We start from the raw sequence: 21,992 nt of genomic DNA, 5'->3' as shown, positions 1-21,992 counted from the left end.
CAGATTACCAGCGATAGTGCGAGAAGGCGCGGTTCGCGTCGGCCATCTTGTGGGTGTCTTCGCGCTTCTTGACGGCGCTGCCACGGTTGTTTGCGGCGTCCATGAGCTCGCCGCAGAGGCGATCGATCATGGTGGTCTCGTTGCGCTTGCGAGCAGCAGCGATCAGCCAGCGGATGGCGAGGGCCTGACGGCGCTCGGGACGCACGTCAACCGGAACCTGGTAGGTTGCACCACCAACGCGGCGCGAACGGACTTCAACATGCGGCGCGACATTGTCGAGCGCCTGATGGAAGACCGTGATCGGCTCCTGCTTCAGCTTTGCCTGGACAGCATCGAATGCACCGTAAACGATGCTTTCTGCGACGGACTTCTTACCATGAAGCATAATTGCATTCATGAACTTCGTGACGACCAGATCACCGAACTTCGGATCGGGGTTGATCTCACGCTTTTCTGCACTATGGCGACGGGACATACTGTTTGTCTCTCAACGGTTGGGACGCTTTATCACGCGGAGAACCTCGCGCAGCGCCTGTAAACTCAATAGACCGAATTACTTCGGACGCTTTGCACCGTACTTCGAACGGCGCTGCTTGCGGTTCTTGACGCCCTGGGTGTCGAGAACGCCGCGGATGATGTGGTAACGAACACCCGGCAAGTCCTTCACGCGGCCGCCACGGATCATGACGACGGAGTGTTCCTGCAGGTTGTGACCTTCGCCCGGGATATAGCCGATTACTTCGAAGCCATTCGTCAGGCGGATCTTGGCGACCTTACGCAGAGCCGAGTTCGGCTTCTTCGGGGTCGTGGTGTAAACGCGGGTGCAAACGCCACGCTTCTGCGGATTTTCCTGCAGCGCAGGAACCTTATTGCGCTTTACCTGTGCCTGACGCGGCTTGCGGATCAGCTGGTTTACGGTAGGCATATACCCATCCCTTGCAAATTCTTGTCTCTAGAACCTGTGACAGGCTCCGGTTTTGCCGTTTCCGGCGGCGGCCGCACAGTTTCCGTCATGCACAAAAGGTGGCCCGACCCGTTTTCGCGGATGGACCACAACAGGGCAGAGGACACACCCGAGATGTGTCATGCGTGCAGCATTCGTGTCTTCAACGTGCGTAAAGAACCCTGTTTGAGGCGAACTCCAGGACGAGTCATCCCGAAAAACCCGGCCTCACATAGGCTCTGTTGGGCGGGGTACTACTGTTTTCCCCCTATTCCGTCAAGTCTCAATCAGAAATTAATGGCCGTACGGCGTGTTGGCACGGGCGTTTGCCCTGTACGCATGCGGGAAAAGTCTCGTGAAGCCGTGAATTGGCTTGGCGCTTTGCATCAATGGTCTAAATAGAGCGTTAGAGAGGGTCAAGACCGCCTCCCCTCGCCTCACGATTCGTGTTTCGGGGAATCACCACAGTCCAATGGAAAGATAACTGCCATGATTGCCACCCCGGATAACGACAATGCACGCGACGAGCCCATGGTCTTCATCGTGATCGCCAAGGCCTATGAAACGGAAGGTGGCGATCCGATCGACCTGCATGTCATGCTGACGGCACCCGATGACGATACGGCTGTGCGGATGACCTTGAATGCCCTGTCTGAAGAAGGCTTCCTGGAGGCTGATCTGGACCAGATCGGCATGATCACCGGTGCGCCCGACGAAGAACCGCATGCCTCGGCCTATCAGGGCGCACTTGAGGGCGAAGTGGCGATCATTCGCTTCAACTGAGCCGCTCTACGCAAGATTTGGCCGACCCCTCCTGCCCCGTTAACACCTTATCTGCGCTCATACAAAAAGCCGCCCGGATCGCTCCGGGCGGCTTTCTTCTTGTTTCGACCGAGCCTTATTCGCCGGCCGGTGCGTTCTCGCCTGCGAGATCCTGCAGCATCGGCGTCGCGACGTCCGCGCCAGAGCCCTTGCGGCGCTCTTCGAGGATCAGGTCGTCGCGCGATGTCGCGATACGGCGAATCTGCGTCATCGTGCCACCGGTACCAGCCGGGATCAGGCGACCAACGATAACGTTCTCCTTGAGGCCCTGCAGCGTGTCCATCTTGCCGGCGATTGCAGCTTCCGTGAGAACCTTGGTGGTTTCCTGGAAGGATGCAGCCGAGATGAAGGACGGGGTCTGCAGCGAAGCCTTGGTGATACCCAGCAATACGGGCTCGCCATAGGCCGGCTTCTTGCCTTCCTCGATCAGACGCTCGTTGACGTCGTCCAGTTCGATACGGTCGACATTGTCGCCGACGATGTACTGGCTGTCACCGGCCTCGGTGATCTCGACCTTCTGCAGCATCTGGCGAACGATCACCTCGATGTGCTTGTCGTTGATCAGAACGCCCTGCAGTCGGTAGACCTCCTGGATTTCGTTGACGAGGTAGGACGCAAGTGCCTCCACGCCCTTGATCGCCAGGATGTCGTGCGGTGCCGGGTTGCCGTCGAGGATATAGTCACCCTTTTCGATGTAGTCGCCTTCCTGAAGGTGGAAGGGCTTGCCCTTCGGGATCAGGTATTCGACAGGCTCGACACCGTCTTCGGCAGGCTCGATGATGACGCGACGCTTGTTCTTGTAGTCGCGACCCAGGCGGATCGTACCATCAATCTCAGCGATGATGGCGTGATCCTTTGGACGGCGCGCTTCGAAGAGTTCAGCAACGCGCGGCAGACCACCGGTGATGTCCTTGGTCTTGGCGCTTTCCAGCGGCGAACGGGCAAGAACGTCACCCTGGCTGACCTTCTGACCTGGCTCGACCGACAGGATCGCGTCGACGGACAGCTGGAACCGGGCTTCACCACCACGGGCAACCTTCAGCACGTTGCCGCTCGCATCCTTGATGACGATGGCAGGCTTCAGATCCGAACCGCGTGGCGTCGAGCGCCAGTCAATAACCTGACGCTTGGTGATGCCGGTCGACTCGTCGGTGGCTTCGAGAACCGAAAGACCGTCGATGACGTCTTCGAAATGCACGATACCTTCGACTTCGGTCATCATCGGGCGGGTATAGGGATCCCACTCGGCGAGACGCTGACCACGCTTGACCTTGTCGCCGTCGTCGACGAAGACCTTCGAACCATAGGCCACACGCTGGGATGAACGCTCTACGCCGCGTTCGTCCAGAATGGTGATGGCCATGCTGCGGCCCATGGCAATCAGCGTGCCATCGGAGTTGCGCAACATGTTGCGGTTCTTGATCTGCACCGTACCTTCATACGAGGCTTCGAGGAACGACTGGTCAACAACGGTCGCCGTACCACCCAGGTGGAAGGTACGCATGGTGAGCTGGGTGCCCGGCTCACCGATCGACTGAGCGGCGATAACGCCGACAGCTTCACCCATGTTGACAGGTGTTCCGCGCGCAAGGTCACGACCGTAGCAGACCGAGCAGACGCCCGTCTGCACTTCGCAGGTCAGAGCCGAGCGGATGCGGATCGACTGGATGCCAGCCTTCTCGATTTCCACGACATGCGGCTCAAGGATCATCTGACCGGCATCGACAATGCGCTCGCCAGTAACCGGATGGTCGATGTCGTCCAGAGCCGTGCGGCCAAGAACGCGGGCACCGATCGATGCAACCACCTGACCGGCATCGACGATCGCCGTCATGGTCAGGCCCTTTTCAGTGCCGCAATCCACCATGTTGACGATGCAGTCCTGTGCCACGTCAACGAGACGACGGGTCAGGTACCCGGAGTTTGCGGTCTTCAGAGCGGTGTCTGCCAGACCCTTACGGGCACCGTGGGTCGAGTTGAAGTACTCGTTAACGGTCAGACCTTCCTTGAAGTTCGAGATGATCGGCGTCTCGATGATTTCACCCGACGGCTTGGCCATGAGGCCGCGCATGCCGCCCAGCTGACGCATCTGGTTCGGTGAACCACGCGCACCCGAGTGCGACATCATGTAGATGGCGTTCATCGGCTTCTGACGACCGGTTTCCTTGTCGAACTCGACGGCCTTGATGCGGGCCATCATGTCTTCGGCAACCTTTTCAGTCGCCTTGCCCCAGGCATCAACGACCTTGTTGTACTTCTCGCCCTGGGTGATCAGGCCGTCATTGTACTGCTGCTCGTATTCCTTGACCAAGGCTTCGGTGTCACCGACGATCTTCGCCTTGGTTTCCGGAATGACCATGTCGTCCTTGCCGAAGGAAATACCGGCGCGGCAGGCATGGGCAAAGCCGAGCTGCATGATGCGGTCGCAGAAAATGACCGTGTCCTTCTGGCCGCAATGGCGGTAGACCGTGTCGATCATCTTGGAGATGTTCTTCTTGGTCATTTCCTGATTGCAGATGTCGAAGGGCACGTTGACGTTCTTCGGCAGAAGCTCGCCGATGATGAGGCGACCCGGAGTCGTTTCATAGATCTTCGATACCGGGTTGCCATCGGCATCCACGGTCTTGAAGCGGCCCTTGATCTTGGCGTGCAGGGTGACGATCTTGTTTTCCAGAGCATGGTGCAGTTCGCCCATGTCGGAGAAGGCCATGCCTTCACCCGGCTCGTTCTGGTTCATGATCGACAGGTAGTAGAGGCCGAGAACCATGTCCTGCGACGGAACGATGATCGGAGCACCGTTGGCCGGGTGCAGGATGTTGTTCGTCGACATCATCAGAACGCGCGCTTCAAGCTGGGCTTCGAGCGACAGCGGCACGTGAACAGCCATCTGGTCGCCGTCGAAGTCGGCGTTGAAGGCGGTGCAGACGAGCGGGTGCAGCTGGATCGCCTTGCCTTCGACCAGGGTCGGTTCGAAGGCCTGGATGCCCAGGCGGTGCAGGGTCGGCGCGCGGTTCAGGAGAACAGGATGCTCGCGGATGACCTCGTCCAGGATATCCCAGACTTCCGGCTTTTCCTTCTCAACCAGCTTCTTGGCCTGCTTGACGGTCGAGGAGTAACCCTTGGCGTCGAGACGGGCATAGATGAACGGCTTGAACAGCTCGAGGGCCATCTTCTTCGGCAGACCGCACTGGTGCAGCTTCAGTTCCGGTCCGGTCACGATAACCGAACGACCGGAATAGTCGACGCGCTTGCCGAGCAGGTTCTGACGGAAGCGGCCCTGCTTGCCCTTGAGCATGTCGGAGAGCGACTTCAGCGGACGCTTGTTGGCGCCGGTGATGACGCGGCCACGACGACCGTTGTCGAAGAGCGCGTCCACAGATTCCTGCAGCATGCGCTTTTCGTTGCGGATGATGATGCCCGGTGCGCGCAGCTCAATGAGGCGCTTCAGACGGTTGTTACGGTTGATAACGCGACGATAGAGATCGTTGAGGTCAGAGGTCGCGAAACGACCGCCATCGAGCGGAACCAGCGGACGCAGATCCGGCGGGATGACCGGAACGACCTTCATGATCATCCATTCCGGACGGTTGCCCGATTCCATGAAGTTCTCGACGATTTTCAGGCGCTTCATCAGCTTCTTCTGCTTCAGATCCGACGTGGTTTCAGCCAGGTCGGAGCGCAGATCGCCAGCGATCTTCTCGAGGTTCATCGAAGCCAGCATCTCGTAGATGGCTTCCGCACCGATCATGGCGGTGAACTGGTCTTCGCCATACTCGTCAACGGCCATCATATACTCCTCTTCAGAGAGGAGCTGATGTTCCTTAAGCGCGGTCAGACCCGGCTCGGTCACGATGTAGTTCTCAAAGTAGAGAACGCGCTCGACATCCTTCAGCGTCATGTCGAGCAGGGTCGAGATGCGCGAGGGAAGCGACTTCAGGAACCAGATATGGGCGACCGGCGCGGCAAGCTCGATATGGCCCATGCGCTCGCGGCGAACGCGCGACAGCGTGACTTCGACGCCGCACTTTTCGCAGATGATGCCCTTGTACTTCATGCGCTTGTACTTGCCGCACAGGCATTCGTAGTCCTTGATCGGTCCAAAGATACGCGCGCAGAAGAGACCGTCACGCTCGGGCTTGAACGTACGGTAGTTGATGGTTTCCGGCTTCTTGATCTCGCCGTAGGACCACGACAGAATCTTTTCCGGGCTTGCAATCGAAATCCGGATGGAATCGAAGTGCTGCGCCGGCACTGACGGGTTGAAAAGGTTCATGACCTCTTGGTTCATGCCTGTCTCCTTGATGGGGCAGATGCCCTCAATTGGGTCGCGATCGCGGCAAAATCCCGGGATGCCAGACCACGCCCTGAAATGACAATAACCGCGAAATGCGGCAAAACTCCCCTCCCCGACCGAAACTGACGGACACCGGCCATGGAGGGAATGGCGCGCGGGCTTTTACCCGCACGCCCTTGTCAACCTGTTACTCTGCCGCGTTCGGCAGTTCGCCGGCATTGGCTTCGTCAAGCTTGGAGTTCTCCAGCTCAACCGACAGACCCAGAGAGCGCATTTCCTTGACGAGAACGTTGAAGCTCTCCGGAATGCCTGCCTCGAAGGTGTCGTCGCCACGGACGATGGCTTCGTAGACCTTGGTGCGACCGGCCACGTCGTCCGACTTCACCGTCAGCATTTCTTGCAGGGTGTAGGCGGCGCCGTAAGCTTCGAGAGCCCAGACTTCCATTTCCCCGAAGCGCTGACCGCCGAACTGCGCCTTACCACCGAGCGGCTGCTGGGTGACGAGCGAATAAGGACCGATCGAACGGGCGTGGATCTTGTCGTCAACCAGGTGGTTCAGCTTCAGCATATAGATGTAGCCAACCGTGACCTGGCGGTCGAACTGTTCACCGGTACGACCGTCATAGAGCGTCGACTGGCCGGTCTCCTTGAGACCTGCAAGCTTCAGCATCTCGTTGACGTCAGCCTCAACCGCTCCGTCGAAAACCGGCGTTGCGATGGACACGCCGCGGCGGGTCTGCTCGGCCAGACGGACGATGGACTCGTCGTCATAGTCCTTGATCGGCTCACCCTTCGGACCCGTCCCGATGACGCTGTCGATGGTGTCACGCAGCGGCTTGATGTCACCACTCGACTGATAGGCATCGAGCATCGCACCGATCTGACGACCCATGCCCGCGCAGGCCCAACCCAGATGGGTTTCAAGGATCTGACCGACATTCATGCGCGACGGAACGCCGAGAGGGTTCAAGACCACGTCAACATGCGTACCGTCTTCCAGGAACGGCATGTCTTCGATCGGCACGATACGCGACACAACACCCTTGTTGCCGTGACGGCCAGCCATCTTGTCGCCTGGCTGGATCTTGCGCTTCACAGCGACAAAGACCTTGACCATCTTCATGACGCCCGGAGGCATTTCATCGCCACGCTGGACCTTTTCGACCTTGTCCATGAAGCGCTGCTCAAGGCGCGACTTGGATTCGTCGTACTGGCCACGCAGGGCTTCGAGCTCGCTCTGGACCTTCTCGTCCTCGACGGCGAACATCCACCACTGCGAACGCGGATATTCCGAGATGACTTCGTTGGAAAGAACCGTGTTCTTCTTGAAGCCCTTCGGCCCCGCGATCGACATCTGACCGCGCAGCATGTCTAGCAGACGACCATAGACGTTGCGGTCAAGGATCGCCTGTTCGTCGTCACGGTCCTTGGCGAGACGCTCGATTTCCTCGCGCTCGATTGCCATTGCACGTTCGTCCTTCTCCACGCCGTGGCGGTTGAAGACGCGAACTTCGACGATCGTGCCGAAGGTGCCCGGAGGCATGCGCATGGAGGTATCGCGAACGTCTGAGGCCTTTTCACCGAAGATGGCGCGCAGCAGCTTTTCTTCCGGCGTCATCGGGCTTTCGCCCTTCGGCGTGATCTTGCCGACCAGAATGTCGCCGGGCTGAACTTCCGCACCGATATAGACGATACCAGCTTCGTCGAGGTTCTTCAGCGCTTCTTCCGACACGTTCGGAATATCGCGGGTGATTTCTTCCGGGCCGAGCTTCGTATCACGAGCCATGACTTCGAACTCTTCGATGTGGATCGAAGTGAAGACGTCATCGCGAACGATACGCTCGGACAGGAGGATCGAGTCCTCGTAGTTGTAGCCGTTCCACGGCATGAACGCGACGAGCGCGTTGCGGCCGAGTGCCAGATCGCCGAGATCGGTCGACGGACCGTCGGCAATGATGTCACCCTTGTTCAGAACATCACCTACATTGACCAGCGGGCGCTGGTTGACGCAGGTGTTCTGGTTCGAACGCTGGAACTTCTGCAGACGGTAGATGTCAACGCCAGACTTCGACGGATCGAGGTCTTCGGTGGCGCGGATAACGATACGCGTTGCGTCAACCTGGTCGACCACACCGCCACGACGGGCAGCGATCGCCGCACCCGAGTCACGGGCCACGATCGGCTCCATGCCGGTTCCGACAAACGGCGCTTCAGCGCGTACCAGCGGTACGGCCTGACGCTGCATGTTCGAGCCCATGAGAGCGCGGTTGGCGTCGTCGTTTTCCAGGAACGGGATGAGCGCTGCAGCAACAGACACGAGCTGCTTCGGCGAAACGTCCATCAGGTTCACGGTGTCGCGCGGGGCGAGCATAACTTCGCCAGCGTGACGGCAAACGACGAATTCTTCAACGAAGGCGCCGTCAGAGGTCAGTTCGGAGTTGGCCTGCGCAACATAGTACTTGGCTTCTTCCATCGCCGACAGATAGACGACCTCGGTTGTCACCTTGCCATCCACGATCTTGCGGTACGGGCTTTCGATGAAGCCATACTTGTTGACGCGGGCGAAGGTTGCGAGCGAGTTGATCAGACCGATGTTCGGGCCTTCCGGCGTTTCGATCGGGCAGATACGGCCATAATGGGTCGGGTGAACGTCGCGGACCTCGAAGCCTGCGCGCTCGCGGGTCAGACCACCCGGTCCAAGAGCCGAAAGGCGGCGCTTGTGGGTGATTTCCGAAAGCGGGTTCACCTGGTCCATGAACTGCGACAGCTGCGAGGAGCCGAAGAATTCGCGAACGGCGGCAGCAGCCGGCTTGGCGTTGATCAGGTCCTGCGGCATGACAGTGTCGATCTCGATCGACGACATGCGCTCCTTGATGGCACGTTCCATGCGAAGAAGACCCAGACGATACTGGTTCTCCATCAATTCACCGACGGAGCGAACGCGGCGGTTGCCGAGGTTGTCGATATCGTCGATTTCGCCCTTGCCGTCGCGCAGCTCGACCAGCATCTTGACCACAGCGAGGATGTCATCCTTGCGCAGGACGCGCACGGTGTCTTCCACGTCGAGGTCGAGACGCATGTTCATCTTGACGCGACCAACGGCCGACAGGTCGTAGCGCTCTGCGTCGAAGAACAGCGACTGGAACATGGCCTCAGCCGATTCCATGGTCGGCGGCTCACCCGGACGCATGACGCGGTAGATGTCGAACAGAGCGTCCTGGCGGTTCTCGTTCTTGTCTGCTGCCAGCGTGTTGCGGATATAGGCGCCGACATTGATGTGGTCGATGCCGAGAACCGGGATTTCATCGAAGCCTGCCTCAAGGATCTGCGGCAGCGACTTCTCGTCGATTTCCGCACCGGCTTCCATGTAGATCTCACCGGTTTCCATGTTGACCATGTCTTCGGCGAGATAGTTGCCATAGAGATCTTCGTCGGACGCACGGAGTGCCTTCAGGCCCTTTTCCGTCAAGGTACGAAGCAGACGCGGGGTCAGCTTCTTGCCACCTTCGACCACGACTTCGCCGGTATCGGCGTCAACCATGTCGCTGATGGTCTTGGCACCCTTGAGGGTTTCCGGATTGAAGGGAATGCGCCAGCCCTGCGAATCCCGCTTGTAGATGGACTTCGTGTAGAAGGTCGACAGGATCTCTTCGCCGTCCATGCCAAGGGCCATGAGCAGCGATGTCACGGGGATCTTGCGGCGACGGTCGATACGGGCATGCACGATGTCCTTGGCATCGAACTCGATGTCGAGCCAGGAACCGCGATAGGGGATGACGCGGGCTGCAAACAAAAGCTTGCCCGACGAGTGCGACTTGCCCTTGTCGTGGTCGAAGAAGACGCCCGGCGAACGGTGCATCTGCGATACGATAACGCGCTCGGTGCCATTGACGATGAAGGTACCGTTGTTCGTCATGAGCGGCATGTCGCCCATGTAGACGGACTGTTCCTTGATGTCCTTGATCGAGCGTGCGCCTGTATCCTCATCGATATCGAACACGATCAGGCGCAGCGTGACCTTCAGCGGAGCCGCATAGGTCAGGTCGCGCTGACGGCATTCGTCAACGTCGAACTTCGGCTGTTCGAACTCGTAGGATACGAATTCGAGCATGGATGCACCGGAAAAATCGGTGATCGGGAATACGGACTTGAATACGGCATTCAGCCCCTCGTCAGGACGGCCACCTTCCGGCTCGTCAACCATGAGGAACTGATCATAAGATGCCTTTTGAACCTCAATCAGGTTCGGCATTTCTGCGACTTCTGGAATTTTTCCGAAAAACTTGCGTACGCGCCTGCGACCGTTAAAGGAAAGGGTCTGAGCCATCGTAGCTCCTTGTCAGTTTGCACCCGGGCCTGCGACAGATGGTGACCGCTGGCCAGGCGGTTCCATCGGAAAATGGATTGTTCAATCTCGTTCTGGCGATCAAAGCACCGGCCGGATTGCCGGAGGTCTGATGCAGAACCATCCTTTTGAAGAACCCATTACCCAAAAGCCGTTTTTGCGGCTCTTGGGTAATGATTTCAAAGGAACGAACGACAGGAGAGGATCTTGCGACCCTCCCCTGCACGCATTCCGATATTACTTGACGTCGACCTTAGCGCCGGCTTCCTCAAGCTTCTTCTTGAGGTCAGCAGCTTCAGCCTTGGAAACAGCTTCCTTGACCGGCTTCGGAGCGCCTTCGACGAGGTCCTTGGCTTCCTTGAGGCCGAGGCCGGTGATGCCGCGAACTTCCTTGATGACGTTGATCTTGTTGGCGCCAGCGTCAACGAGGATAACGTCGAACTCGGTCTTTTCTTCTTCAGCAGCAGCCGGAGCAGCACCGCCAGCAGCAGCAGCCACAGCTACCGGAGCAGCAGCCGAAACGCCCCACTTTTCTTCGAGCATCTTGGAGAGCTCAGCAGCTTCCAGGACGGTCAGCGAGGAGAGGTCTTCAACGATCTTTGCGAGATCAGCCATTGTCTTAGTTCCTTATAGATGTTCGGTTCGAAACGAACTGGTTTTGATTTGAACAGCGAAAAACCGCCTTACGCGGCTTCGTCCTTCTTTGCGTAGGCCGCGAAAACGCGCGCCAGCTGCGAAGCCGGTGCCTGTACGACGCCTGCGATGCGGGTTGCCGGGGTCTGAATCATACCCAGCAGCTTTGCACGCAGTTCGTCCAGCGAAGGCAGGGTCGCAAGCGACTTCACACCTTCTGCGTTCAGCGTGGTCGAGCCCATGGCGCCACCGAGAACAACGATCTTGTCGTTGGTCTTGGCGAAATCCATGACGACCTTGGGAGCCGTGATCGGGTCGGCGCTGTATGCAATCAGCGTCTGGCCCTTGAAGAGATCGGACATCCCTTCGGCTTCCGTGCCCTGAAGAGCGATCTTGGCCAGACGGTTCTTCGCGACTTTGACGGTGCCGCCAGCAGCGCGCATCTTCGAACGAAAGTCGTTCATTTGCGCAACCGTGACACCAGCATAGTGGGCCACAACAACCGAACCGGAAGCCTTGAAGACTTCGTTCAGTTCTGTGACGAATTCGCGTTTTTCCGCTCTTTCCACTGTCTGTCTCCAGTAGATGGAACCGCAATCCTGCGGGCTCCATCGGGTTTGCCTTTTGCCTCAAGGGATCCATGTCGAGATCCCAAGCGACGCTTGAGGATCCTGTCCCCTTTGCCCGGATGACCGAACAGAAGGCGAATAAGGCTCGAACCGAACTTCAAGACGTCATCAGACGTTTAAAAACGGATCTTACCCGTCTCATGCAGGCGAATATTAAGGCCCTAAGGCCGCCCACAATCTCGGACAGGAGTGCCTGGTTTTGACACCAGGCATTTCCGGCCCCGAAAGACCGGAAACTTGGTCGGGCGGAGCGCGTGGCTCCGACCAAATCTGTTATCAGGCGGTGACCGTCGACGGGTCGATCTTTACGCCCGGACCCATGGTCGAGGAGATCGCGACCCGCTTGACGTAATTGCCCTTGGCACCAGCCGGCTTCGCCTTCACGACGGCGTCGGCAAATGCCTTGATGTTTTCTTCCAGCGCCTTGGCGTCGAAAGAGGCCTTGCCGATACCGGCATGGATGATACCAGCCTTCTCGACGCGGAACTCGACTGCACCACCCTTGGAAGCCTTGACCGCACCGGCCACGTCCATGGTGACGGTGCCGACCTTCGGGTTCGGCATCATGCCACGCGGGCCGAGAACCTTACCGAGGCGACCGACGAGCGGCATCATGTCCGGAGTGGCAATGCAGCGATCGAAGTCGATCTTGCCGCCCTGGACGATTTCCAGCAGGTCTTCGGCGCCGACGATGTCTGCACCAGCGGCCTTGGCTTCATCAGCCTTCGGGCCGCGTGCGAAAACGGCAACGCGAACGTCGCGACCGGTGCCATTCGGCAGGTTGACCACGCCGCGGACCATCTGGTCTGCGTGACGCGGGTCAACGCCCAGATTCATGGCGATTTCGATCGTTTCATCGAACTTCGCCGTGGCGCGTTCCTTGACCATCGAGATTGCGTCGGAGAGAGCGACCAGCTTGGTCGGGTCAACACCTTCGCGGATTTTCTGAATACGCTTTGCTACCTTGGCCATGATCAACCCACCACTTCCAGGCCCATGGAGCGGGCAGAGCCCTCAACCATCAGCATTGCGCCTTCGACGTCAGCCGCGTTCAGATCCTTCATCTTGGCTTCTGCGATCGCACGGACCTGAGCCTTGGTGATGGTGCCAGCCTTGGCGCCCTTGCCAGGCGTCTTGGAACCGGACTGAATCTTTGCTTCCTTCTTCAGCCAGTAAGTGACCGGCGGCTGCTTCATTGCGAAGGTGAAGGACTTGTCCTGGTAATAGGTGATGACGACCGGGATCGGCATACCCTTTTCCATTTCCTGCGTGGCGGCATTGAACGCCTTGCAGAATTCCATGATGTTAATGCCACGCTGACCAAGTGCCGGGCCGATCGGCGGGGACGGGTTTGCCGATCCTGCCTTGACCTGGAGCTTGAGCTGGCCTGCAACTTTCTTAGCCATTACTCTCTGCCTTTCCATAGAATCCGGTTGCCCGGATCAGATATGCCGGACACAACCGGCGGCTGCGGTTGCGTGGTGCGTCTGGTGCCCCGGCTAAAGGGCAGCATCCTCCCACGCGAAACGGAAAACCTTAGCTTTCCGGTTTCGATCAGACCTTTTCAACCTGACCGTATTCAAGTTCGACCGGCGTAGCACGGCCAAAAATCGACACCTCAACCTTGAGGCGCGAGCGCTCCTCATCGACATCCTGAACGACACCGTTGAAGGAGGCGAAGGGACCGTCGGAAACGCGGACCTGCTCGCCAATCTCGAAGGACACCGAAGACTTCGGACGCTCGACGCCTTCCTGAACCTGACCCAGGATGCGCTCTGCCTCGAAATCTGGAATCGGAACCGGCTTGTTGTCGGAACCGAGGAATCCCGTCACCTTCGGGGTATTCTTGATCAGGTGGTAGGCCTCATCGGTCAGGTTCGCCCGCACCAGCACATAGCCGGGGAAAAACTTGCGCTCGCTGTCAACCTTGCGACCGCGACGAACCTCGACCACCTTCTCGGTCGGAACGAGGATCTTCTCGAAGAGATGCTCAAGACCCTTCTGACGGGCCTTCTCTTCGATGGACTCAGCCACCTTCTTCTCAAAATTTGAATACGCGTGGACGATATACCAACGTGCCGCCATGTCCGCCTCCGTCCGATCAGTTGCCGATGTTCAACACAAGGCTCAGGAGCCAGCTGATGAGCTGGTCCGCACCAAAGAAGAACAGCGAAGCGAAAATGACCATCGCCAGCACCATGGCTGTCGAGATCAAGGTTTCGCGACGCGAGGGCCACGTGACCTTGGACGTCTCGGAGCGTACCTGCTGCAGAAACGCGAATGGATTACCCTTGGATGCCATTTATTGCCCACGCATTTACGGCACGTAAAGCCGAACCTAATCAGCCCCACGCGCCGCGTGTCTGTTTCAACCCTACATAAAGACCGATTCCGCATTTCACAAGAGGAAATCGAATCTTCTGCATTTTTTGCTTGACTACCAGCGCCGTCCGTCGCAGCAACCGCGCGCCGAAAGGACTGGCAGGGGCAGCCGGGCTTGAACCGACGACCTGCGGTTTTGGAGACCGCCGCTCTACCAACTGAGCTATACCCCTAAGCCGTCCCGCGGTTGGAAATCATGTTTCCGTCCGGGGCATGCCGCTCCCTTTAAGACGGGCGGCTTCGAATGGCAAGCGTCTTTTTTCGTTTTTCCCGCTGCTTTCGGCAGGTTAACCTTTGTCCGACACAGTTGTGAAAGCGCTCCTTCAACCACTGTCCATCGATCAGGCGCTTTGGAGCACGGTTATTCACGCGCCGAAACAGAGGATCCAAGCATGATCCGCATTGAGAATGCCGCCCTCCCCCAATCGGAATTCCACAACGTCTCGCTGGAAGGCAGCAGATTGACCAGCGTCAACCTCGGCGGCAGCGTTGTTGGCGACGCCAATCTCGACAATATCCATATGACCGATGCGCGCCTGTGCGGTGCCAATCTCAAGAATGTCGCGATGAGTGATTCCCTTTTCGAAGATGCGGACATGCGCCGGGTCGATTTCCGCCATTCCGATTTCGAGGGCACGCTGATCCGCCAATCAAGCCTTGCGAATGTGAGCATCAGTGACTGCGACCTCACTGGCATGAGGATCAATGGGCATCTCGTGAGCGACTTGCTGCAGCTTGTCGGAGCGCAAACCGGAAAACCTGAGTAAAGGTGACCCAGTCGCGAACAAGCGCTCGAACTGAACAATCAGCGGTCTGTGATGCCATCTTGAACCAAAAAAGGCCTCGCTGCTGCCAGCGAGGCCCTATCACTACCCTTGAAGGCAGCAATTACTCGATGATCGAAGCGACGATGCCGGCGCCGCGTTCAGATCGCGCTTGCGCGCCATCTGAACATACTCAGTAGCGTCGGCAGCTTTCGTCATCGCCACCGATCAGCGATTACTCGATGATCGAAGCGACGATGCCGGCGCCGACGGTACGGCCGCCTTCGCGGATCGCGAAGCGCAGCTTTTCTTCCATCGCGATCGGAACGATCAGCTCGACGTCAACGGTCACGTTGTCGCCAGGCATGACCATTTCCGTGCCTTCCGGAAGCGTCACGATGCCCGTCACGTCCGTCGTGCGGAAGTAGAACTGCGGACGGTAGTTCGTGAAGAACGGCGTATGACGACCGCCTTCTTCCTTCGTCAGGATGTAGGCTTCTGCCTTGAACTTCTTGTGCGGCTTGACCGAACCCGGCTTGCACAGGATCTGGCCACGCTCGACGCCGTCACGGTTTACACCGCGCAGCAGCGCACCGATGTTGTCGCCGGCCTGGCCCTGGTCGAGCAGCTTGCGGAACATTTCAACGCCCGTGCAGGTCGTCTTCGTCGTCGGACGGATGCCGACGATTTCGATTTCCTCGCCGACCTTGACGATACCGCGCTCAACGCGACCCGTCACAACCGTACCACGGCCAGAGATCGAGAACACGTCTTCGATCGGCATCAGGAAGGGCTGGTCGATCGGACGCTCAGGCGTCGGGATGTAGGCGTCGACTTCGGCCATCAGCTTGCGGATCGCGTCTTCGCCGATTTCCTTGTTCGAGTCTTCCAGAGCGGCCAGAGCCGAGCCCTTGACGACCGGGATGTCGTCGCCCGGGAAGTCGTAGGACGACAGAAGTTCGCGAACTTCCAGCTCAACGAGCTCGAGCAGTTCGGCGTCGTCAACCTGGTCAACCTTGTTGAGGAAGACAACGATCGCCGGAACGCCAACCTGACGGGCGAGCAGGATGTGCTCGCGGGTCTGCGGCATCGGGCCGTCGGCAGCCGAGCAAACCAGGATGGCGCCGTCCATCTGGGCAGCACCGGTGATCATGTTCTTGACGTAGTCGGCGTGGCCGGGGCAGTCAACGTGCGCGTAGTGGCGGTTCGCCGTCTCATACTCGACGTGGGCCGTCGAGATGGTGATGCCGCGCGCCTTTTCTTCCGGAGCAGCATCGATCTGGTCGTATGCCTTGAACTCACCGAAGTACTTGGTGATCGCTGCCGTCAGAGACGTCTTGCCGTGGTCGACGTGGCCGATCGTGCCGATGTTGACGTGCGGCTTGTTGCGCTCAAACTTACTCTTTGCCATTTGAATGCTTCCTGTGAACGAAACGGGGTTGCCCCGGCGAACCGGTTTGGTCCCGCCGTTTAAGGCTTTCGTACGCAATGCGCAAGCCTTAATTGCTGGGCCTCAGGAGCGGGCCGAAGTCGGGTTGAACGGGGGCGGAACTTACGCTGAGAAAAGCAATTCACCCAAGGGTGATTTGCCACCACATCATCTTTGAAACCAATGAGTTGATCTTTTCTGTTGGACTGGAGCGGGTAACGGGAATCGAACCCGTGTATTCAGCTTGGAAGGCTGCTGCTCTACCATTGAGCTATACCCGCGGTGTCCGATCCGATGACGAATGGTGGAGAGAGTTGGATTTGAACCAACGTAGGCGTAGCCAACGGATTTACAGTCCGTCCCCTTTAACCACTCGGGCATCTCTCCATTCTTTCGTCCGGATCAAAGCAACCAAGCTTTCACTCGTGATCTCAAGGGCAGCGCCCCGTTGATCTGCGGCGGGTATATGACGGCCCAATGAGGCGATGTCAACACGATCCGGGCCAAAAAAATTTCGAAATATTTTGCGACTGTGGGAAACCTGTGCGCGGAGCCAAGGTCTATCCGAAGGCATTGCGGCTCGCTATAAGATGGCATGACAAAAGATACCAAGACCGACAAATCCGCCCGCGACACCCATTATGCCACGCTGCGCCGGCAGGTGCGCGACGCCAAGCGCGAACGGGGCGAGATCCCCACCCCCGCTGCGCCAAGGGGGCGGAAGGGCAATACGGACTGGACGCCGCCGAAGCTCGCACCGGAGCAGGTGCTGCTTTACGGCCTTCACACCGTGCGTGCGGCACTCGACAATCCCGAGCGCAAGCTGATCAAACTGTCCGCAACACAGAATGCGCTCGTCAGGCTGGAAATCCCGTCGGTGGAACAGCTCGGCATTCCTTTCGAGACGGTAACGCCACACGACCTCGACAAGATGTTGGGTCCGGACGCAATTCATCAGGGCGTCATGCTGGAAACCCGTCCCCTGCCCGGTCGTCGTCTTGAAGCCTTGAAGCAGAGCCCTCTGATCCTGGTGCTCGACCAGGTCACCGATCCCCACAATGTCGGTGCGATCATGCGCTCGGCCGTTGCCTTTGGCGCGGGTGCGGTCATCACGACGCAGCGCCACAGCCCGACCGAATCGGGGGTCCTGGCGAAATCGGCGTCCGGCGCACTCGAGATGATCCCCTATATCCAGGTGACCAATCTCGCCGAGGCCCTTGGGGAACTCCACAAGCTCGGTTTCTACTCCGTCGGCCTTGATTCGGAAGGTCCGCAGCCGATGGAAAACACGCTCAAGGGCGACAAGATCGCGCTGGTGCTGGGGTCGGAGGGCAAGGGTCTTCGCCAGAAGACGCGCGAAACTGTGTCAGCGTTGGCGCGCCTCGACATGCCGGGGGCGATCAAGTCGCTGAATGTGTCGAATGCTGCGGCGATCGCCCTTTACGCCTCAAGACAACACCTTATGGCCGCGTCAAAATGAGTCTGGTCTTCACCGATCTCGATGGAACGCTGCTCGATCACGAGAGCTATTCCTTCGAGCCGGCAAGGCCCGCTCTCGATCTGCTGAAGGAACGTGGAGTTCCGGTCATTCTCGCCAGCAGCAAGACGGAAGCGGAAATGCGACCGCTGGCGGATGAGATCGGTATCGACTACCCGATGATCGTCGAGAACGGTGCCGGCATTGCTTGGCCGCAGTCGGGCCGTTCCCAAGCGAGCCAGACCAATCAGGCATACCTGAAAATCCGCGCCCTGTTGCGAGATTTACCTGCAGAGCTTCGGCCATGCTTTGCGGGCTTTGGCGATTGGACGCTTGATCAGATCCAACACAAGACGGGTCTGTCGCAGGACGCAGCAGCGCGGGCGCAGCTAAGGCGGTTTTCCGAGCCGGGTCTCTTCTCCGGTTCGCCGCAGCGGCGAGAGGATTTCGTCGCAATCCTCGATCAGCACGGTCTGCAAGCCGTGCAAGGCGGACGCTTCTTCACACTCATGCCCAAGACCAGCAAGGCCGAACGGATGGCGGAACTGGTCGCCCATTTTAAGGCGCGGTCAGGAGAACCGGTCAAGACCGTGGCACTTGGTGATGCGCCCAACGACCTTGCCATGCTGGAAGCCGCTGATCGCGGCATCATCATAGCCAATCCATCGCATCCTGCCCTGCCTGTCACAGAGCGTGAACGACAGGGCTATATTCTGCGCTCCAATATCCCCGGACCATCGGGATGGAACCAGATGATGATGCATATCGTTGAAACGGGGTTCATCTGAGGCGGCGGCAACCGCCTCTTTCTGTTTGAAAGGCAAAGCATGGCTGATTTTCACCAGAACGGGGTGGTGGCCACCCTGCATAATCTGCGCGAACGCTCGCTGGAGCGGATGGAAAATGAACTCGCTATCTTCGCCTCATGCCGACCGATCACCCTGATCCTGCCATCGCTCTATTCCGAACTTCAGGCCCCTGCCCTTGATCACATCATCAGCGAGCTTGCTCAGGCGAGCTATATCTCCGAGATTGTGGTGGGACTTGATCAAGCCGACCGGGCACAGTTCGACCATGCACGTTCCTACTTTTCGCGTCTGCCACAGAAACACTCGATCCTCTGGCACGACGGGCCGCGACTTCGGGCGATTGACGCTAAACTCGCCGAGGAAGGCCTTTCGCCCGATCAGCCTGGCAAGGGGCGAAATGTCTGGTTCTGCATGGGCTACGTCCTGGCATCGCGGCAACAGGGTGTCGTGGCTCTGCATGACTGCGATATCACCACCTACTCGCGCGACATGCTGGCACGACTTGTCTATCCCGTCGCCAATCCGCGTTTCCCTTACGTCTTTTCCAAGGGCTATTATCCGCGCATTGCCGACCGGTCGCTGAATGGGCGGGTCACGCGGCTGCTGGTGACACCGCTGCTGCTCAGCCTTGAGCGGGTGGTGGGACATCACCCCTATCTCGATTATCTGAAGGCCTTTCGCTATCCGCTGGCCGGTGAGTTTGCCATGCAGAGCAACATTCTGCAGGACATTCGTATTCCCTCCGACTGGGGACTTGAAATCGGCGTTCTCTCGGAACTGTGGCGCAATCAGTCGAGCAACGTCATCTGCCAGGTCGACATTGCCGACCAATATGACCACAAGCACCAGCCGCTCTCCGCTGAAGATGCCGCCAAGGGCCTGTCGCGCATGTCGATCGACATCACCAAGGCGCTTTACCGCAAGCTGGCGACGGACGGTGTCGTCTTCAATCAGGACCGGTTCCGCACGCTGAAGGCCACCTATTACCGGACGGCACTCGATCTTGTGGAAACCTATCATCATGATGCGCGCATGAATGGCCTGACGACCGACAGGCATCAGGAAGAGCGCGCGGTCGAACTCTTCGCCGCCAATCTGATCGAGGCGGGTCAGGTCTATCTGGACAATCCGAACGCCACACCCTTCATGCCCAGCTGGAACCGGGTGCAGAGCGCCCTGCCCGACCTCATTCACGAGATGCAGGAAGCAGTGAGGCTAGATGCGACGGAGGAATAAGCCCTCATGCCATGTGAACAGAGTTGGTACAGAGAACAACCGGACGAGGCCGCACCAGAGTCACCTACCGCCTTGCGGCCAATTCCTCGGCCAGGGCATCATAGACCATCCTGATCCGGCGGCTGGTCTGGAGCTCGCGGTGGGTCACTAGCCAGACGGGAAAGCCGAACGGGGCGTGGTCTGGAAAGACCCGTTCCAGATCCGGCATGTCGCGGCAGAATTCATCCGGCAGAAAAGCCATGCCGAGACCGGCGCGAACCAGATCCCAGATGAGCGTGGCACTGTTGGCCGGATGGCGGAACTGGTCCTCACAAATGCTGATGCCGTGTTCGGCGGCGATACGAATGAAAGGTTCGGGCTCGTCATTGCCGATGACGGGGATTGACTTCAGTTCCTCTGCCGTACGGGGCCGACCCTGGCGGTCGAGAAAGCTTCGGGCGGCGTAGAAGCTCGCATGATAGGTTGTCACCAATCTGGCCACCAGATCGGGCTGGTCTGGCCGCACATGACGGATGGCAATATCCGCGTCGCGGCGCGCAAGATCCTGGATGGCATTGGACGAAAGCATGCGGATCGAGAGGGCCGGCGCCTCCACGGCCAGGCGCCTGATGACCGGCACCACGACCTGGCTGCAGATGAAGTCAACGGCTGTGACGGACACCTCGCCGGCGATGTCCTGCGATTGACCTGAGGCTGTCAGGCTCATCCAGTGCGCTGCCGTTGCCATGGCGTCGGCATGTTGCAAAAGCTGCCGCCCGACGGCGGTCACGGTAAGGCCGCGTCTGCCACGCTCGAACAGGATAACGCCCAGAACCTGTTCAAGCGCTGCAATCTGCCGACCGATGGTCGGCTGACTGGTGCGCAACTCCCGTGCTGCCGCACTCAGGGAGCCCGTCTTGGCGGTCGCCAAGAAAGCGCGCACATGATTCCAGTCATAGTCGATTACCTGCCAGTTCATATATTTATGTATATCAAATCGACATAATTGCACAATTCACCATGCGTGAGTGAATAGCTATCCTCTGCCAACAAGGAGTTCATCATAGGATGCGAGAAGGGACGAATGGATGAACAGCGCGGCACAGGCCAATGCGAATTTCTGGGACAAGCTGGCTCCGCGCTATGCGGCCATGCCGGTGAAGGACGTGGAGGCCTACGAGGCAACACTGGATGCCGTAAAGGCGCGGCTTCGTCCGGAGCACTGGCTCCTGGAGATCGGTTGCGGAACAGGCAGTACCGCGCTCAGGCTGGCGCCCTTTGTCGAAAAGGTCGTCGCCACTGATATTTCGGCTGCAATGATTGAAATCGCGCGCGCCAAGCCTGAGGCCAACAAGATCGATTTTCGCCAGCAAGAGGCTTCTGCACCTTTTGCCGAGGAGCGCTTCGACGTTGTCTGTGCGTTCAATGTCCTGCATCTTGTGCCGGATTTGGATCAGACCCTGCGACGCATACGGCAGCAACTGAAAAGTGACGGCATATTCATCTCGAAAACGCCTTGCCTGGGCGAAATGTCCATCTTCATTCGGGCCATCGTGCCCGTGATGCGTCTGATCGGCATGGCACCACCGGTCCAATACCAGACGCGCCAGAAGTTGCTATCCGCCCTGGCGGTTGCTGGCTTTGCTGTCGAAGAGACACGGACCTTCGGGAAGGGACGCGCTTCTCACTATATCGTGGCAAGGCCGACGGACCGCCCGCCAGGCAACTGACATGCGTGGAAAATGAGGTAGCCCTAATTCGCCTTGCAGGTGCTCGGCGCCATGCGACCAATGGCAAACTTCGCCTCATCGCCTTTGCCGCGCAATTCGTAGCGACCGTTTGAATACCAGTAGCCTGACGCTGCAATCTGCTGCGGGAGCGACACGACGGTGCCATCCGCCAGCGTGACGTCCGCGTGGTCTTTGGCAAAAAGGACCGAAAGCGTGATGCCGTTATCGCAGGAAAACAAGACGGGACGCGAGCCAGTCGAATCGGCTGCCAGCGCAGTGGAAGCCATGGCGGCAAAGGTCATGATCAGGGGCATATGCATCGCAAATCTCCTCGATTGAGCAGGTGGCAGCATGCAACAACGCTATGCCGAGCGCGGCAGGATCCAACATACGACAGGAGAAATGGTGCCCCCGGCAGGGTTCGAACCCGCGACCCCCTGATTACAAATCATATTTTCACGCTTTTCACACGTTGCTACAAAATACTAGGCCGCAAGTTTATTTATTGAATTCCCTTGTT

19 protein-coding genes and 3 tRNA genes are annotated in these 21,992 nt (G+C 58.6%); 6 read left to right on the top strand and 16 right to left on the bottom strand.

Annotation, left to right across the window (positions count from 1 at the left end; translation table 11 throughout):
• Positions 1 to 4: 4 nt before the first annotated feature.
• Positions 5 to 475 carry a 30S ribosomal protein S7 gene (rpsG, locus tag FE840_RS12020; RefSeq protein WP_138289769.1) on the bottom strand — a complete coding sequence of 157 codons (471 nt, stop codon included), beginning with the start codon at positions 473 to 475 and terminating at the stop codon, positions 5 to 7.
• Positions 476 to 553: 78 nt separating this feature from the next.
• The gene (gene rpsL, locus FE840_RS12015; RefSeq protein ID WP_003507760.1) at positions 554 to 925 is read right to left on the bottom strand and encodes a 30S ribosomal protein S12; all 372 of its coding nucleotides are present in this window, start codon (positions 923 to 925) and stop codon (positions 554 to 556) included.
• A 507-nt stretch (positions 926 to 1,432) separates the two neighbouring features.
• Between rpsL and FE840_RS12010 the strand changes: the two genes are divergently transcribed.
• On the top strand, positions 1,433 to 1,726 hold the full coding sequence (locus FE840_RS12010) for a transcriptional regulator (protein ID WP_138289768.1): 294 nt from the start codon (positions 1,433 to 1,435) through the stop codon (positions 1,724 to 1,726).
• A gap of 115 nt (positions 1,727 to 1,841) precedes the next feature.
• Here the strand turns inward: FE840_RS12010 and rpoC are convergent, their stop codons facing one another.
• The 9 genes from rpoC to FE840_RS11965 form a co-directional block, all read right to left on the bottom strand.
• Complete coding sequence (rpoC, locus tag FE840_RS12005) at positions 1,842 to 6,053, bottom strand: DNA-directed RNA polymerase subunit beta' (protein ID WP_138289766.1); 4,212 nt, start codon at positions 6,051 to 6,053, stop codon at positions 1,842 to 1,844.
• Positions 6,054 to 6,246: 193 nt separating this feature from the next.
• Positions 6,247 to 10,386 (bottom strand): DNA-directed RNA polymerase subunit beta, encoded by a 4,140-nt coding sequence (gene rpoB / locus FE840_RS12000; protein ID WP_138289764.1) that lies wholly within the window; start codon positions 10,384 to 10,386, stop codon positions 6,247 to 6,249.
• Between the two features lie 255 nt (positions 10,387 to 10,641).
• Complete coding sequence (rplL, locus tag FE840_RS11995) at positions 10,642 to 11,019, bottom strand: 50S ribosomal protein L7/L12 (RefSeq protein ID WP_138289762.1); 378 nt, start codon at positions 11,017 to 11,019, stop codon at positions 10,642 to 10,644.
• A gap of 68 nt (positions 11,020 to 11,087) precedes the next feature.
• Complete coding sequence (gene rplJ / locus FE840_RS11990) at positions 11,088 to 11,606, bottom strand: 50S ribosomal protein L10 (RefSeq protein WP_138289760.1); 519 nt, start codon at positions 11,604 to 11,606, stop codon at positions 11,088 to 11,090.
• 336 nt (positions 11,607 to 11,942) lie between these two features.
• Positions 11,943 to 12,638 carry a 50S ribosomal protein L1 gene (gene rplA / locus FE840_RS11985; protein ID WP_138289758.1) on the bottom strand — a complete coding sequence of 232 codons (696 nt, stop codon included), beginning with the start codon at positions 12,636 to 12,638 and terminating at the stop codon, positions 11,943 to 11,945.
• Between the two features lie 2 nt (positions 12,639 to 12,640).
• Positions 12,641 to 13,072: a 50S ribosomal protein L11 gene (gene rplK, locus FE840_RS11980; protein WP_138289756.1), complete on the bottom strand. Its 432-nt coding sequence runs from the start codon at positions 13,070 to 13,072 to the stop codon at positions 12,641 to 12,643.
• 148 nt (positions 13,073 to 13,220) lie between these two features.
• The gene (gene nusG / locus FE840_RS11975) at positions 13,221 to 13,751 is read right to left on the bottom strand and encodes a transcription termination/antitermination protein NusG (protein ID WP_138289754.1); all 531 of its coding nucleotides are present in this window, start codon (positions 13,749 to 13,751) and stop codon (positions 13,221 to 13,223) included.
• Positions 13,752 to 13,767: 16 nt separating this feature from the next.
• Positions 13,768 to 13,968 (bottom strand): preprotein translocase subunit SecE, encoded by a 201-nt coding sequence (gene secE, locus FE840_RS11970; protein ID WP_138289752.1) that lies wholly within the window; start codon positions 13,966 to 13,968, stop codon positions 13,768 to 13,770.
• Positions 13,969 to 14,145: 177 nt separating this feature from the next.
• Positions 14,146 to 14,221, bottom strand: a tRNA-Trp gene (locus tag FE840_RS11965).
• Positions 14,222 to 14,440: 219 nt separating this feature from the next.
• On the opposite strand from FE840_RS11965, the gene FE840_RS11960 reads away from it, so the two are divergent.
• Positions 14,441 to 14,815 (top strand): pentapeptide repeat-containing protein, encoded by a 375-nt coding sequence (locus FE840_RS11960; RefSeq protein ID WP_138289750.1) that lies wholly within the window; start codon positions 14,441 to 14,443, stop codon positions 14,813 to 14,815.
• Between the two features lie 232 nt (positions 14,816 to 15,047).
• On the opposite strand, the gene tuf is transcribed toward FE840_RS11960, so the two are convergent.
• The 3 genes from tuf to FE840_RS11945 all read right to left on the bottom strand — a co-directional run bounded on the left by tuf (position 15,048) and on the right by FE840_RS11945 (position 16,628).
• Complete coding sequence (tuf, locus tag FE840_RS11955; RefSeq protein WP_179028205.1) at positions 15,048 to 16,223, bottom strand: elongation factor Tu; 1,176 nt, start codon at positions 16,221 to 16,223, stop codon at positions 15,048 to 15,050.
• Between the two features lie 225 nt (positions 16,224 to 16,448).
• A tRNA-Gly gene (locus FE840_RS11950) sits at positions 16,449 to 16,522 on the bottom strand.
• Positions 16,523 to 16,543: 21 nt separating this feature from the next.
• Positions 16,544 to 16,628: transfer RNA gene (locus FE840_RS11945), tRNA-Tyr, on the bottom strand.
• A gap of 208 nt (positions 16,629 to 16,836) precedes the next feature.
• Here FE840_RS11945 and rlmB point away from each other — a divergent pair.
• Genes rlmB through FE840_RS11930 form a run of 3 tightly spaced genes read left to right on the top strand, consistent with a single transcriptional unit; the run spans position 16,837 to position 19,763 of the window.
• Positions 16,837 to 17,721: a 23S rRNA (guanosine(2251)-2'-O)-methyltransferase RlmB gene (gene rlmB / locus FE840_RS11940; RefSeq protein ID WP_138289618.1), complete on the top strand. Its 885-nt coding sequence runs from the start codon at positions 16,837 to 16,839 to the stop codon at positions 17,719 to 17,721.
• Positions 17,718 to 18,506, top strand: a complete 789-nt coding sequence (locus FE840_RS11935) for an HAD-IIB family hydrolase (protein WP_138289620.1) — start codon at positions 17,718 to 17,720, stop codon at positions 18,504 to 18,506. The genes rlmB and FE840_RS11935 overlap by 4 nt, the downstream gene beginning before the upstream one ends.
• A 39-nt stretch (positions 18,507 to 18,545) precedes the next feature.
• Positions 18,546 to 19,763: a glycosyltransferase family protein gene (locus tag FE840_RS11930; protein WP_138289622.1), complete on the top strand. Its 1,218-nt coding sequence runs from the start codon at positions 18,546 to 18,548 to the stop codon at positions 19,761 to 19,763.
• Positions 19,764 to 19,827: 64 nt separating this feature from the next.
• On the opposite strand, the gene FE840_RS11925 is transcribed toward FE840_RS11930, so the two are convergent.
• The gene (locus FE840_RS11925; protein WP_138289624.1) at positions 19,828 to 20,721 is read right to left on the bottom strand and encodes a LysR family transcriptional regulator; all 894 of its coding nucleotides are present in this window, start codon (positions 20,719 to 20,721) and stop codon (positions 19,828 to 19,830) included.
• Positions 20,722 to 20,830: 109 nt separating this feature from the next.
• Here FE840_RS11925 and FE840_RS11920 point away from each other — a divergent pair, with 109 nt between their 5' ends.
• Entirely contained in the window at positions 20,831 to 21,472 is a 642-nt protein-coding gene (locus FE840_RS11920) for a class I SAM-dependent methyltransferase (protein ID WP_138289626.1), read from the top strand.
• A 23-nt stretch (positions 21,473 to 21,495) separates the two neighbouring features.
• Here the strand turns inward: FE840_RS11920 and FE840_RS11915 are convergent, their stop codons facing one another.
• A complete protein-coding gene (locus tag FE840_RS11915) occupies positions 21,496 to 21,792 on the bottom strand; it encodes an MliC family protein (protein ID WP_171033823.1) in 297 nt (98 codons plus the stop codon).
• Positions 21,793 to 21,992 lie beyond the last annotated feature (200 nt).

This window comes from Peteryoungia desertarenae (assembly GCF_005860795.2).
GTDB lineage: Bacteria > Pseudomonadota > Alphaproteobacteria > Rhizobiales > Rhizobiaceae > Allorhizobium > Allorhizobium desertarenae.
Note: the sequence above shows the minus strand (reverse complement) of the source record. Positions and strands in the feature narration are given on the sequence as shown.